This window comes from Agrobacterium sp. RAC06, assembly GCF_001713475.1.
Taxonomy (GTDB): domain Bacteria; phylum Pseudomonadota; class Alphaproteobacteria; order Rhizobiales; family Rhizobiaceae; genus Allorhizobium.
Window position 1 is genome coordinate 21,576 of the sequence record NZ_CP016499.1, and the last position, 14,637, is coordinate 36,212.

The window sequence follows — 14,637 nt, forward strand, 5'->3', positions numbered from 1 at the left end:
GAAACCTCAGGCTTTGATCTTGTCCATGGCCGGGTCGAGGATCGGCCCGAAGTGAAGGGTGGCCGGCGTCTTTTCCGCCGCAACCACGAGCTCGTAAGTTCCGCTCTTCAGATAGTCGTCGCTAACGCCCTCAGTGTTGCGAACATAGCCGTAGCCAATGTTTCGGCCGAGCGTGTAGCCATAGCCGCCGCTGGTCAGGTAGCCGACGGCCTCGCCGTTCCTGAGGATCGTCTCGCGTCCCGCGATCACGATCGATGGGTCGTCGACGGTGAAGCCCATGAACCGTTTCTTGAGCGGCTGACCGGCAAGGCCTTCCAGCGCTCGGCGACCAAGGAAATCGGTGTTCTTGCGGAGTTTCACCGCCCAGCCGAGTCCAGCCTCGAAGGGCGTGTCGTTCGGCGTGATGTCGGAGCTCCAGGCACGGTAAGCTTTTTCGAGGCGCAGGGATTCCAGTGCGCGATAACCGATGGGGCGGATGTCATGGGTTTTGCCCGCTGCCATCAGGACATCATAAACTTCTCCGAGTGCGGCGATCGGTATGTGCAGTTCCCAGCCGAGTTCGCCGACATAGGTGACCCGGAGCGCCCGAACGGTGGCGCCGGCAATCCCGATTTCTCGCACATGGCCGAAGGGGAATGCCGCATTCGACACATCTGCGGCGGTGACGCCGGCGAGTACTTCGCGGGCCCTTGGTCCCATCAGCGACAGCGTGCCCCAGTCTTCGGTAATGTCGGAGAGCGTACAGTCCAGACCGGCAGGAATATGGTCTGATATCCAACCGAAGTCGTGGGTGCGGAAGCCGGTGCCGGTGACGATGTAGAATCTGTCTTCGGCGAAGCGCGCGACGGTCAAGTCCGCCTCGATGCCCCCCCGAGTGTTCAGAAGCTGTGTGTAGGTCAGGCGACCGACGGGCTTGTTCACATCGTTGGCGCAAATCCAGTCGAGTGCCTTGAGGGCATCGGGACCTGAAAGCTCGTATTTCGCAAAGGACGACTGGTCAAACAGCCCGACCGCCTCGCGCACGTGGCGATGCTCGTCGCCAACGGGCCCGAACCAGTTCTGCCGGCCCATGGAGTAAACGTCCTTCGGTGCCATGCCTGATGGTGCGAACCAGTTGGGGCGCTCCCAGCCGAGCTTTGAGCCGAAGACGGCGCCTGATGCCTTCAAGCGGTCGTAGAGCGGAGAGACAAGACGCGGGCGGCCGCTTTCATATTCCTCGTGCGGGAAGGCAATTGTGTAGTGTTTGCCATAGGCCTCCAGCGTGCGGTCGCAGACCCATTGGCGGTCGCGATGCATGCCGGCGAAACGCCTGATGTCGACGACCCAGAGATCGAGCGGCGCTTCGCCGTCGACCACCCATTGCGCCAGCACCCAGCCGGCGCCTCCGCCGGACGCGATGCCGAAGGCGTTGAACCCGGCGCCGACGAACATGTTCTTGCATTTGGGGGCTGCGCCGAGAATGAAGTTGCCGTCGGGCGTGAAGCTCTCCGGACCATTGATCATCTGCTTGACGCCGACCGTCTCCAGAGCTGGTACGCGTTCGACGGCCTGGATCATGTGCTGTTCGAAATGGTCGTAATCGTCATCGAACAGGCGGAAGGCCCAGTCATTCGGCAGGTCGCCAGTAAGCCAGGGTTGCGGATTGGGCTCATATCCGCCCATGACAAGGCCGCCAACCTCTTCCTTGTAGTAGGTCCGCCTGTCAGGGTCGCGGATGGTCGGTGCGTCGGTCGAAAGGCCGTCGATCTTCTCGGTGATGATATACTGGTGCTTGACCGCCTGTAGAGGCACGTTGATGCCCGCCATTTCGCCGACCTGGCGCGCCCATTGGCCGGCACAGTTGACGACCTTTTCGCAGGCGACGTCGCCCAGCGTGGTTTTCACAGCTGTGATCCGGCCGTCCTTCATCTCGAAGCCGATGACCCGAACGTTTTCGACGATCTTCGCGCCATGCATGCGGGCGCCCTTGGCCAGCGACTGGGTGATGTCAGAGGGGCTCGCCTGACCGTCCGTCGGCAGCCAGCTCGCACCGACGAGATCATCGACATTCATCAGCGGCCACATCCGCTTCACCTCTTCGGGGGAAACGAGATGCATCTCCATACCGAAGCTCCCGGCCGTCGTGGCGAGGCGCTTGAATTCGGTCCAGCGATCCTGATTGGTGGCAAGCCGCAGGCAGCCCGTCATCTTCCAGCCCGTTGCGAGCCCGGTTTCGGCTTCCAGCCCTTTGTAGAGCTCGACCGAATATTTCAGCACGCGGGTGATCGAGGCGGACGAACGCAGCTGGCCGACGAGACCGGCCGCATGCCAGGTCGAACCCGATGTGAGGGCGCCCTGTTCGAGGAGCAGAACGTCTGCCTTGTGATCCTTTGCGAGATGATAGGCGGTGGAGCAGCCGATGATGCCACCGCCAATGACGACGATCTGGGCGTGGGAGGGCAGGGTCATGACGCATGGTTCCCATAGACTGAGTTGTAGTGGTCCAGCGCTTCTTGGAGGCGCGTGAGGTTTTCGGCCGTGTAGCCGACATAGTCGGCCCCTGGCGCATCGAGGTAGAGTTCGGAGGTCATGCTCCACATCGCCTCGCGCAACAGGGAGGCGCATTGCATGGCGGCGAGCGAGTGGCGGATCTCGGTCGAGGGCACACCACCGAAATAGGCGGTGAGGAACTCTTCCGACTGGTCGGGTGTCAGGCCGGCATTGGAGGTCGCACCGGCGAGGTCGAACATGGGCGTCGAGAAACCGGCATATTCGAAATCGATCAGCCAGAGCCTTTTGCCATCGTCGAGAATGTTGGAGGGCAGGAGGTCGTTATGGGCAAAAACGATGGGAAGCGGCGCCTGCACGGATTCCAGCTCCTGCGCCAGCACGAGAAATTGGGCCAGCTCCGGGATCATCCGGCTGTTGCCTGCCTCGAGCGTGCGGGCATAGTCGCGCACCACGTGGAAGGGCCAGAACATGAAGCCCGCACCGGTTACGTGGCGTGGCATTTCCTTGTGAAACCGGTGGAGAAGGAGCGCCACGCGCTCACGTTCGGCCGCGACGTCGTTTGCCGAAAACGTCTTCGCGTCGAGGAAGGCAGACACCATAACGCCCGATTCTGCATACTCCACCTTCGGAGCGAAGCCGGCCGCGTGGGCAGCGCGGGCCGTCATGAGTTCGCGGGTCCTGGAAACGTGATGGAAGGGATAATCTGTCCCGAAGCGCACGACGTGGCGGCCAGAGGCATCGGCCACCAGGAAGCTCTCATTGCTGAGGCCGCCCTTGAGCACGGAGATCTCCAGCGCTCCATTCCAGCAGGGCAGGGACGCGATGCGATCTTCGAGTACTGGGTTCGGGGCGATGTCGGTCATGCCATCCGCTCCCTCAGACGAGCAGCGCCGGCAGAGATCAACCGGTCGGCGATGATGGCGATGAAGGCAACGGCGAGGCCTGCGACAATGCCGCGGCCGGTATCGGCCTTGGTCAAAGCGATATAGACCTCCTGGCCGAGATCGCGGGTGCCGACCAAGGCCGTAATCACGAGCATTGAGAGGGCGAACATGATCGTCTGGTTCAGGCCGAGCATGAGTTCGGGAAGTGCGAGCTTCAACTTGATCTTGGTGAGGATCTGAAAGGGCGTGCACCCCATGGCGCGTCCGGCTTCGACGACCTTCGGATCGACGCGCTGGATCCCGAGTGCCGTGTAGCGGATCGCTGGTGCCACGGCATAGGCAACGATGGCGATCATAGCTGTGAAGTCGCCGACACGGAAGAGCATTACGGCCGGCATCAGATAAACGAAGGAAGGTAGCGTCTGCAGCGTGTCGATCACCACCTGCAGCCAGCGCCAGAGCCGCTCACGTTCTGCTGCGAGAATGCCGATTGGAATACCGATCAGGCAGGCGATGATCACCGCGATGCCACAGAGATAGACCGTCACCATCGCCTTTTCCCATTGGCCAGTCGCGGCGATCAGGAAGGAGAGCGTGGCGGCCAGGACAGCGAGCCGTAGCCCGCCGAGGCGGTAGCCGGCGATGGCCAACACGGCGACGACACCCAGCCAGGGCAACTCGGCCAGGAAGCGCTTGATCGGTACCAGAAGGTGGATGAGGAGGGTGGTGCGGATCGCCTCGAGCGCGTCGAAGAAGTTGATGTTGATCCATTTCACCACCTCGTTCCAGAAGGTGCCGGTCGACAGGGTGAGGCTGTCGGGCAGGGTGGCGAAAGCAGGCGAGATCAGGCTTGCGACGAGGCTGAAGACGATCACGGCAAGGCCTGCGGTCAGATACGGGTGGCGCTGCATCAGGTTGTGGTCGCTGGTCGCTATGACGGACGGGACGCCGGCCTTTCGCGCGAAGGCCTGGCTCAAGCGGTCGAGGGCGACGGCGAGTGCGACGATTGCGAAACCCGCCTCGAAGCCGGCGCCGATGTCGAGACGACGGAGCGCTGCCAGCACATCGAAGCCCAGGCCGCCAGCGCCGATCATCGATGCGATGATCACCATGTTGAGAGAGAGCATGATGACTTGGTTGACGCCGACCATCAGCGCGTCGGCGGCCGAGGGCACCATCACCTTCCAGGTCATCTGGCGGCGCGAGCAGCCGACCATTTGGCCAAGATCGCGGATCTCTGACGGAACGGCTCTCAGGCCCAGTAGGGTGATGCGCACCATGGGCGGCATGGCGTAGATAATGGTCCCGACGATGGCTGCCGTCGGCCCGAAACCGAAGAGGAAAAGGATCGGCACGAGATAGGCGAAGATCGGGATGGTCTGCATCAAGTCGAGAAGTGGCGAGATCGCCCGTTCTATCCACGGAAAGCGGTAGCCGGCGAGCCCGAGTAAAAGGCCGAGAATGACACCGATCGGAACAGCGACCAGGATGGAGGAGAGCGTCACCATGGCGCTCGACCATTGGCCGAATGCGGCGAGGAATCCGAAGCAGGTGACGACCAGTGCCGCCAACTTGGTGCCGCCTGCATAGTATCCCATCAGACCGACGAGCACGATGACACCCAGGTAGGATATCGGCGGCACGATCTGGACTGCGGCGGATCCCTGGCCCGAGAGGAAGCCGGTCGAGAGCAGGCTGAGCGCAAACGTGTAGGGAATGTCGATTAGGTCTGCGATGAAGCGCGTGAGATCAGTGAAGGAGAAGAGGCCGAAGCTCGCTTCGTTGACCAGCCATTTCATCCAGCCGCTGATGTGTCGAGCCGCGGGGATTTGCCAGGCGCGTGGATAGTCGAAGGCCCATTTTCCGATCGACGGGCCGAGCCACCAGGCCATGAGCATGGCAAAGGCGGCAAGCGCCACGGCGATATCCACGAAGCGTTTGCCAGACGGCGCGCTTCCGGTCTCGTCGGCGTGGAATGGCGGGGCGGATAGCGCGCTCATCGGCTCAGCCCTGCATCATGACGTCAACGACATCGCTGCGTCGCAGGAGACCAACCGTCCGGCCATCTGCATCGACGACGCCGAGCGTGTCACCGGCTGTGGAGAACAGGGGGGCGGCTTCCGAGATGGAAGCCGATGGCGAGGTGGTGACCGCGGGCAGGGGCCCGGTTGCGGCCTTCATCAGCGAGGCGACCTTGACGACCTTGGAACGGGCGACGTTGCGGGTGAATTCGGCGACGTAATCGGTGGCGGGCGCCAGAACGAGTTCTTCGGGGGTGCCGGCCTGTACGATCTCGCCATCCTTCATGATCGCGATGCGGTCGGCGAGCCGGATCGCTTCGTCGAAGTCGTGGGTGATGAAGACAATGGTCTTCTTCAGCAGCGATTGCAGGCGCAGGAATTCGTCCTGCATTTCGCGTCGGATCAGCGGATCGAGCGCCGAGAAAGGTTCGTCCAGGAACCAGAGTTCGGGTTCGACCGCGAGCGAGCGGGCAATGCCGACGCGTTGCTGCTGGCCACCGGAGAGTTGGCGCGGGAAGGCGGTCTCCTTGCCGGCGAGACCGACCAGTTCGACCATGCGTCTGGCGCGACCCTCCCGCGTCGGCCGGTCTATGCCCTGGACTTCCAGGGGGAAGGCGACATTGTCGAGCACCGTCAGATGCGGCAGTAGCGCAAAATGCTGGAAGACCATGCCCATCTGATGGCGCCTGATCTCGATCATCCGCGCTTCGCTGGCTGAGAGCAGGTTTTCCCCGTTGAAGAGTATTTCGCCAGATGTCGGCTCGATCAGTCGTGACAGGCAGCGCACCAGTGTTGATTTGCCAGAGCCTGAGAGCCCCATGATCACGAAGATTTCGCCGGCTCTCACCGCAAGATTGACGTCCCTGACGGCGCCGACCAGGCCGGAATCTAACAGCGTCTCGGCGTCAGGCTTGCCATCGTTGGAGGACATGGCATCGCGGGCGCCCGCACCGAATATCTTCCAGACATTGCGGCAGACGAGTTTGGCTTCAGTCGACATGGCAGTTCCGCTGGATCGCAGGACGGATAGCCCGCAGGGGCCGCTCGAAAGAACGGTCACCCGCGCCGAGGGAGTGCGCGGGCGACCGAAGCCAGTCCGGCTATTTCTTGATCCATTCCGACCATTTGGCCTCGTTGGCGCCGACCCATTCGGCGACGACTTCCTCGACCTTCTTGCCTTCGAGATCGACCTTGGTGATCATCGCGCCCATTTCGTCGTTGCCGACGTTGAAGGCCTTGATAGCCTCATGGGCGCCGGGCCACTTGTCCTTCAAACCGGACCAGGCGACCTTCCAGATCGGACCGAAGGGCTTGCCACAATCATAGGCCATGTCCGGGTTGGAGCCCGAGGCGGCGTCGGTGTAGCATTCCTTGGTGTATTGCGGGAATTCGACCCATTCGCCCTTGTATTTGGCTGGGGCCCAATGCGGCGCGTAGATCCAGAGGAGGATCGGTGCCTGACGCTGATAGGCGCTTTCAAGCTCTGCGAAGAGTGCCGCATCGGTTCCGGCATGCACGACCTCGAAGGGCAGGTCGAGCGCTTCGACACGTTCGTCATCAAATCCGCCCCAGGTGACCGGACCGCCGAGATAGCGGCCTTTCGGCGCTGTTTCCGCCGTCGAGAAGGCTTCGGCACAGGCTTCAGTCTTCAGAGCTTCCCAGTTCGGCAGGCCGGGGCATTTCTCCTTCATGTATTCGGGAAACCACCATTCTTCCTTGGCTTGCATGCCGGTTTCGCCGAGGTTTTCGACCTTGCCCGTTGCCGTGGCTGCGTCCATCGCCTCGCGGCCGGTCGTTTCCCAGATTTCCATGGCAACATGGAGGTCTCCGGATTCGAGACCGGCAAACTGGGCCAGATAGTCGGCCTGAACAAATTCGACGGAATAGCCCGCCTTCTTCAACACCTCGCCCATGATCTGGGTGGTGATCAACTGGCCTGTCCAGTCATGTAATGTCAGTTTGATCGGATCGGTGGATTCCTGCGCTGATGTCGGTGTGACGAAGAATGCGGCAGTCATCAGCAATGCGGCTGCGATAGTTCTCGGCATGCGGTCATGGTGAAGCATTCGAGTTCTCCCAGTAGAGCCCGTTGAGATTGCTTAAATCTGGCAAGGCACCCGGTCGCCGTTCCCCGTACTTTTCGTATCTGATGACGACCGCGTGTATGTCCGCAGTCTCGGGTCAAGCGAGAGAGCTTGTCAATCCGAATCTGTGGCATTTTGTGATTTTGTGACCGATTATGTGGTGTCTACTTGAAGCTGGTGTTGCCGCGAGCTAACGATGCGGTGACGAGCAGGATGGAGATGGTCATGCCCCCTTCAACACGGCAGCGAGAGATCTTGCGTGTTCTGGATCGCGAGGGAACTGTGGCCCTTTCGGCCCTTGCGCGCAAACTCGGTGTATCGCTGGAGACTATTCGGCGGGATCTTAAACCGTTGGCAAACGGTGGCAGTCTGATCAGGATGCATGGCGCAGTAAGCCTGACTTCCATGGTCGGCGAGGCGCCGTTCGAACGCCGGATGCGTGAAAACAGCGAGGCCAAGCGGGCCATCGCGGCCTCTGTTGCAGCGACCATACGTGACGGGGACTCGATCATGATGGACACAGGCACGACAACGAGCTTCCTTGCGCGGGAACTCCTGGGTCACCGGCGTCTGACCGTCGTGACAAACTCTTCCGACATCGCGCGCACGCTTGCTACGCTGAATGACAACAAAGTTTACATGGCAGGCGGGGAGTTGCGCAGCGACAACGGGGCGGCGTTCGGGAGTACGGCTATCGATTTCATCAGTCGATTTTCCGTAACCCACGCGATCATCTCGACGGGTGCCGTGAATTCAGAGGGGATGATGGATTACGATCTGGATGAGGCGGAATTTGCCCGAACGGTTATCACGCGCGGACGACGCACGCTGGTTGTGACGGACCGGAGTAAATTCGGTCGCGAGGGTCTGGTCCGTGTCTGTGGCTTTGAGGCGATCGCTGAGCTTGCGACCGATGTGCAGCCTCCACCGGACATTGCCGAGGCTATGGCTGCAGCCGGTACCAGTGTGTTGCTTGCCTGAACTCTGAGGCTATGTGTTCTTCGGCCGGTAGCCGAACTTCCCGATCGGGACGCACGTTTTGCGCGCCTAGAAGACCACGTTTGTTGGAAACGTTGAGGCCATGATCGATCGTCACGTCGCTTTGACAGTCAGGGTCCCGCGATGTCTCGGTTGGTCTGCGCGTTCGAGCCTGAAGTCCCGGTCCGAAGACAGTTTTAAATTGGCGCGTCAGAGACGGTGCGGATGCACGGCATCCACCGCACCCGTCCTTGGTTCAGTGCATCACTCAGCTGCCTTGCCCTGAGAGCCGCCATGGCGTCGCGCCAGGAACTCGAAGAGACGCGCGACAGCCTCTGCACCTGGATCGATGTGTCCTTCGAGCTGCTGAGCATTGATATACGCGGCCCGCCCGGCTCGGGCCTTGACGTAGGTTGCGGTGAGGTTGGCGCCTGCGCGTGCAGCACTTGCTGCTGCCGCGAAACCCTTGTCATAGGCATCAAGCGCAGGCGAAAGTGCGTCGATCATGGTTCGGTCGCCGAGCGCAGCGCCGCCGATTTCCTGCATGCGGGCAAGCCCGGCCTTCAACGCGTCGCGCATGCCGAGCCCACTTGAGGCTCCATCGCCTGCCGCAGCAAAGAAGATGGCGAGCAGCACTCCGGACGAACCGCCCATGGTCTGGCTAAGCTCCTGACCCATGGCGCGCAGTAACTGGGTATGGTCAGCAAGCGGCAGGCGGTCCAGAGCCTCGATCAGGGCCCGTGCGGCGCTTGCAAGGGTCGAGCCGGTATCGCCGTCACCGGATTTTGCATCAAGCGCATTGAGGTCCTTTTCTGCCTCGATCAGAAGCTTGCAGCACTCGGTGAGAAATTGACGGGTCGGCAGATGCTGCGAGGCAAGTGGCGCGATCGGGGTCAATCCGTCGGGCAGGGCGATGAGGTTGACCGGCCGGATAGCCGTTACGCCTGGCCATGCTGCAAGATCGACTGGCTTGGCAAGCAGGTCGAGGTCGGCTTTTTCCGCCGGCATGACCGAGATCGAAAAGCCCTGCATGTCGAGCGAGGTCATCAATGGGGCAGGACCAACGATATGCGAAATCCGATCGCCGATCGCCGACTGGACAAGTTCGTTGAGGACCACGGCCATTTCGAGCACGGAGGTGCCGCCAAGATTATTGATCAGTACGACATGCGGCTTGTCTTCCATGCCCACGGCAAGGCGGTCCACCATCGCTGCCACCGCGCCACGCACGCCGTCATACTCGATCTGCTCCACGCCCGCCTCACCATGGATGCCAAGGCCGAGTTCAGCGCGGCCTTCGGGAATTCGCGCCTCCTTGGGCGAGCCCGGTACGGTGCAGGTGTCTAGCGAAATCCCGATCGAGCGAATATTGGCGATCACGCGGCGTGCAGTGTCGATGACGGCATCGAGGCTTGCGCCGTTTTCGGCCATCGCACCGGCGATCTTGTGCACGAAGAGCGTGCCCGCGACTCCGCGAGACTGCGGCAGGTCGGGAAGCGCAATGTCATCATCTACGATCACCATCCCGACATTGAGCCCGAAGGCGCGCGCGCGCTCGGCCGCCAAGCCGAAGTTCAGCCGGTCGCCAGTATAATTCTTGACGATCAGCAGGCAACCGAGCGGGCCGGTCACAGCAAGGATTGCAGCCAGAATGGCGTCGACGCTCGGGGAGGCGAAGACATCACCACATACAGCGGCCGTCAGCATGCCGCGTCCGACAAAGCCTGCATGGGCCGGCTCATGGCCGGATCCGCCGCCCGACACGATCGCCACCTTCGACTTGTCCCAGTCGGACCGCACCACGACGCGAATATGCGGAAAGCCATCCAGGCGGCTCAAGGCTCCGGCTGAGGCCATGAGTACGCCGTCGATTGCTTCGGTGACGGCATTTTCCCTGCTGTTGAGGAATTGTGGCATGAGACCCTCCCTTAGACGAGACGCATTCCGGCCGCATCGAAATAAAGCGGCTTGTGCGGCTGGATTTTGATGATGTCGCCGCCCTTGAGAGCGGTATGGGCATCGGTGACGGTGATGATCGGGTGTTCCCCGAGCATGAGATGAAGGCGCGTCTGATCGCCGAGATGTTCGACCCGGGTGACCTGAGCTTCCTGGCCTTCTCCCGCACGAATATGCTCGGGCCTCAGCCCAATGGAATGGGCCCTGACCGGTGCGCCGGGGAAGAGGCTTGCGGGGAGCACGTTGATGCGCGGCTGACCAAGCCGGGTTGCTGCATAGATGCTGACCGGCGTTTCATAGATCTCGCGCGGCGATCCGAACTGCGCGAGTTGACCCTCCTTGAGTACACCGACATGGGTCGCCATGGTCATCGCCTCGATCTGGTCATGCGTCACATAGAGGAACGTGGCGCCCGACTGAGCCTGGATGTTCTTCAGTTCAACGCGGAGATCCGCGCGGAGTTTCGCGTCGAGCGAGCTGAGTGGCTCGTCCATCAGATAAATCTGCGGATTGCGGACCAGCGCGCGACCGATCGATACGCGCTGCATCTCTCCCCCCGAAAGGGCTGTCGCCTTGTTGTCGAGCTTGTGGGAGATCTGCAGGACCTCGGCGATCGCCTTCACCTTCTGGTCGATCTCCGCCTGCGGCGTGCGCAGCAGCGGCGACTTCAGCGGAAATTCGAGGTTTTGCCGCACTGTCATGTGCGGATAGAGGGAATACTGCTGAAAGACCATCGCGATATTGCGCTGTGCTGGTGTCAGTCCTGCCATAGAGCGTCCGCCAATCCTGACGTCGCCTTTGTCTTGTGTGTCGAGGCCGGACACCGTGCGCAGAAGGGTGGTTTTTCCGGCTCCGGTGGGCCCCAGGAGTACCACGAACGAGCCATCCGGAACGGTCATCGTCACGTCATCGAGCGCACGGGTGGCGCCGAACGACTTGCTGATGCTGGAAAGGACGACGTCAGCCACGAGCAAGTACTCCTTCATTGCCTTCGGACACCAGTGCCCTCCCACTTTTCGCATCAAAAAGGGTGAGCGAGCGGCGATCCAATTCAAGCCCAACGGAAGCCCCCGTTCGGATCACATCGCTTGATGCTGTCCGCACCTTGATCTCTCCGTGGTTGGTCTCGATCGTGAGGATCTGTGTGGTGCCGAGATATTCAACGGCGGCCACCCGTCCGCGAAGGCCGGCCGCGTCCGACAGGCGGACATGTTCCGGCCTCACCCCTAGTGTCAGCGCACCCTTGCAGCCTTCCCTGGATGTGGGAAGCTCGATGCGCGATCCACCGATCTCCACTGCATTGCCGCCTTCTTCAATCGCGCCTTCGAACTCAAGGAAGGACATCGGCGGCGAGCCGATAAACTTTGCCACGAACTTGGTTGCCGGCCAGTCGTAGATCTGTTGGGGTTTGCCGAATTGCTCGATCACGCCATGGTTCATGACGACGATCTTGTCGCCCATCTGCATGGCTTCCAGCTGATCGTGGGTGACATATACGGTGGTCGCCCCCATGCGATCATGAAGGGCACGCAGCTCCTCGGCCATATGTTCGCGGAATTCCGCATCGAGTGCGCCGAGGGGCTCGTCCATGAAGAAGGCTTTCGGCTGGCGTACGATCGCACGGCCAAGCGCCACGCGCTGCCGGTCGCCGCCCGAAAGCCCGCCGACGGGTTTGTCGAGGATCGATGAGATCTGTAGGATGCGGGCGACTTCGGCGACACGGCGATCGACTTCTGCGCGCGCGACGCCCTGGCTCACCAGGGGATAGGAGATGTTCTTGCGCACATTCATATGCGGATAAAGCGCAAACATCTGAAAGACGAAGGCGATGTCGCGCTCGCTCGCGCGCTTCATGCCGACCTCATCGCCGCCGATATAGATCTCGCCACTGGTCGGCAGTTCAAGGCCAGCCATCATCCGCAGCGTCGTCGTCTTGCCGCAACCTGACGGGCCGAGCAGCATGAAGAACTCACCGTCCTCGACGGTGAAGGTCGACGACTTCACCGCATTGAAGGCTCCGAAGTCTTTACGCAGGTTTTGAACGCGGATCTGAGCCATCACTTACTCCGGGAAATGACTGACGACGATGAACATGACGGTTCCGATCAGCGTCACCGGAAAGGAGAAGGTAAAGAGCGTCAGCGAAAGCGGCTGCATGAGCATGACCACGCCGAGCGCAATCAAGGCCGAGGCGATCATTTCCCATTCGGACCGGCGAAACCGGCTGAGGCGGGTAAGGAAGTTCATCATTTGCGCACGGCTCCGAATGTGATGCCGCGCAGCAGATGCTTGCGCAACAAAACGGTGAAGACGACCACGGGTAGCAAGAACAGCGTCGCAGCCGCTGCAACCGCCGGCCAGTCGATTCCGCCGCCGACTGAGAGGATGGTTGGAATGAAGGGAGGTGCCGTCTGGGCATTGCCGCTCGTCAGCAGGACCGCGAAGGCATATTCATTCCAGGCGAAGATCAGGCAGAAGATCGCGGTCGAGGCGATGCCAGTTGCGGCCTGCGGCAGCACGACCTTGTAGAAGGCCTGGAAGCGGGTATAGCCATCGATCAGTGCCGCTTCCTCGTATTCGCGCGGGATTTCATCGATGAAGCCCTTGAGCAGCCAGACCGATAGCGACAGGTTGACCGCCGTATAAAGCAGGATCATGCCGAGGTGGGTGTCGGAAAGTCCGAGCTGGCGGAACATCAGATAGATCGGGATCGCGACCGCAATCGGCGGCATCATGCGGGTCGACAGGATGAAGAACAGGAGGTCATCCTTAAGCGGCACCTTGAAGCGGCTGAAGGCATAAGCTGCAAGCGTTCCGAGGAAGATTGAAAGGAATGTCGAGCCGAAGCCGATGATGACCGAATTCAGGAACCTCTGACCGAAGCGCGACGGACCCGAGATGATCATGCCTCTGTCTCGGGTGATCTTGTCATACCAGGTGGTGGGCGGTGGCAGTTTGGCAAGGTCCTGTGCCGACGGGCGCGCCTGTGTTGTGAAGAGGTTCACATAGCCTTCAAGCGTCGGCTGGAAGACCACTTTCGGCGGATAGCTGATCGAGTCCGGGCCGGACTTGAAGCTCGTCGAAATGATCCACAGCAACGGGATCAGCGTGATTACCGCGTAAAGTCCGACAAGGATGCCTGCAATCCACTTGGAGGCAGGCGACGGTTCGGTGACGGAATGTGCGCTCATCGTTCCTTAACCTTGTTCAGTGCCTTGACGTAAATAGAGGCGAGGCCGAATACCGTGACGAACAGGATGATTGCATAGGCACTGGAATAGCCGGTCCGCCATTTTTCGAAGGCCTCTCGCTTTAGATCGATCGAGGCGAGCAGTGTCTCGTCCCCCGGTCCGCCTCCGGTCAGAAGGACCACGAGGTCGAACATCCGGAAATTTTCGATGCCGCGGAACAGGACCGCAAGCATCAGGAACGGTAGCGCCATCGGCAGGGTGATCGTCCAGAACTGCCGCCACTTCGATGCGCGGTCGACCTCCGCTGCCTCATAGATGTAGTCGGGAATGGAGCGCAGGCCCGCCAGGCAGATCAGCATGACGAAGGGCGTCCACATCCAGGTGTCGACAATGACGATCGCCCAGCGTGCCCAGCCGCCGGGGCCAAGCATCGAGAAGCTGTCGGCCGGAATGCCGGTCAGGAATTCGACGGCGTAGTTCACGAGGCCGATTTGCGGCTGGTAGAGAAAGGTCCAGAAATTGCCGACCACAGCGGGCGAGAGCATCATCGGGATGACGATCAATGTCGTGACCAGGTCATTGCCCTTGAACTTGCGGTTGATCAGCCATGCCAGGGAGAAGCCGATCAGCACCTGGAAGGTGATTGTCCAGATGAGGAAGTGGGCGGTTGTCTGCATGTTCGCCCAGGTGTCGGCGTCTGTCAGGATGCGCATGTAATTGCGCAACCCGACCCACTGCACTTCCGCATTCGGCTTGTTGGCGGCGAAGTTCGTGAAGGACAGGCGGATGGTCCAGATCAGCGGAAATATGTTGACCGACAGAAGCAGGAAGATCGTCGGCGCGACAAAAATCCAGGCAATGGCTCTATCGCTCAGTCCCCGGATACGTTTTGCAACCGGTTCGGGTGTTGCGCGGGCGAGGCGGTCTGCAGTTTTGTCGGTCATCGTCCCGATCCGTGTGACGTTTCCAAATGGGCAGCCGGGTCCTTGTGCCTTGTCGCAAAGAGGCAAGGTTCAGCTTCAGCCGGCAGGCT

General features: G+C 61.0%; 12 protein-coding genes. 1 reads left to right on the forward strand and 11 read right to left on the reverse strand.

Translation table 11 applies throughout. From position 1 onward, the window contains the following. Positions 1–6: 6 nt before the first annotated feature. The 5 genes from BSY240_RS00100 to BSY240_RS00120 all read right to left on the reverse strand — a co-directional run bounded on the left by BSY240_RS00100 (position 7) and on the right by BSY240_RS00120 (position 7,461). Entirely contained in the window at positions 7–2,448 is a 2,442-nt protein-coding gene (locus tag BSY240_RS00100; RefSeq protein ID WP_069040982.1) for a GcvT family protein, read from the reverse strand. Next, entirely contained in the window at positions 2,445–3,353 is a 909-nt protein-coding gene (locus tag BSY240_RS00105; protein ID WP_069040983.1) for a choline kinase family protein, read from the reverse strand. Before BSY240_RS00105 ends, BSY240_RS00100 begins: the two co-directional genes overlap by 4 nt. Beyond that, on the reverse strand, positions 3,350–5,374 hold the full coding sequence (locus BSY240_RS00110; RefSeq protein WP_069040984.1) for an ABC transporter permease: 2,025 nt from the start codon (positions 5,372–5,374) through the stop codon (positions 3,350–3,352). Before BSY240_RS00110 ends, BSY240_RS00105 begins: the two co-directional genes overlap by 4 nt. A gap of 4 nt (positions 5,375–5,378) precedes the next feature. Further along, positions 5,379–6,395 (reverse strand): quaternary amine ABC transporter ATP-binding protein, encoded by a 1,017-nt coding sequence (locus tag BSY240_RS00115; RefSeq protein WP_069040985.1) that lies wholly within the window; start codon positions 6,393–6,395, stop codon positions 5,379–5,381. 100 nt (positions 6,396–6,495) lie between these two features. Further along, positions 6,496–7,461, reverse strand: a complete 966-nt coding sequence (locus BSY240_RS00120; RefSeq protein ID WP_083229519.1) for an ABC transporter substrate-binding protein — start codon at positions 7,459–7,461, stop codon at positions 6,496–6,498. 243 nt (positions 7,462–7,704) lie between these two features. On the opposite strand from BSY240_RS00120, the gene BSY240_RS00125 reads away from it, so the two are divergent. Further along, a complete protein-coding gene (locus BSY240_RS00125; RefSeq protein ID WP_054151604.1) occupies positions 7,705–8,460 on the forward strand; it encodes a DeoR/GlpR family DNA-binding transcription regulator in 756 nt (251 codons plus the stop codon). Positions 8,461–8,721: 261 nt separating this feature from the next. Here BSY240_RS00125 and BSY240_RS00130 read toward each other — a convergent pair whose 3' ends face one another. Genes BSY240_RS00130 through BSY240_RS00155 form a run of 6 tightly spaced genes read right to left on the reverse strand, consistent with a single transcriptional unit; the run spans position 8,722 to position 14,548 of the window. After that, on the reverse strand, positions 8,722–10,374 hold the full coding sequence (locus BSY240_RS00130; protein ID WP_054151605.1) for a dihydroxyacetone kinase subunit DhaK: 1,653 nt from the start codon (positions 10,372–10,374) through the stop codon (positions 8,722–8,724). Between the two features lie 11 nt (positions 10,375–10,385). After that, positions 10,386–11,381 (reverse strand): ABC transporter ATP-binding protein, encoded by a 996-nt coding sequence (locus BSY240_RS00135; protein ID WP_069043759.1) that lies wholly within the window; start codon positions 11,379–11,381, stop codon positions 10,386–10,388. Further along, entirely contained in the window at positions 11,374–12,471 is a 1,098-nt protein-coding gene (locus BSY240_RS00140; RefSeq protein ID WP_069040986.1) for an ABC transporter ATP-binding protein, read from the reverse strand. Before BSY240_RS00140 ends, BSY240_RS00135 begins: the two co-directional genes overlap by 8 nt. A 3-nt stretch (positions 12,472–12,474) precedes the next feature. Next, positions 12,475–12,663, reverse strand: coding sequence for a hypothetical protein (locus tag BSY240_RS00145; protein WP_054151607.1), 189 nt, complete (start codon positions 12,661–12,663; stop codon positions 12,475–12,477). Further along, on the reverse strand, positions 12,660–13,604 hold the full coding sequence (locus BSY240_RS00150) for a carbohydrate ABC transporter permease (protein ID WP_069040987.1): 945 nt from the start codon (positions 13,602–13,604) through the stop codon (positions 12,660–12,662). The genes BSY240_RS00145 and BSY240_RS00150 overlap by 4 nt, the downstream gene beginning before the upstream one ends. Further along, a complete protein-coding gene (locus BSY240_RS00155; protein WP_054151609.1) occupies positions 13,601–14,548 on the reverse strand; it encodes a carbohydrate ABC transporter permease in 948 nt (315 codons plus the stop codon). Before BSY240_RS00155 ends, BSY240_RS00150 begins: the two co-directional genes overlap by 4 nt. Between the last annotated feature and the right edge of the window lie 89 nt (positions 14,549–14,637).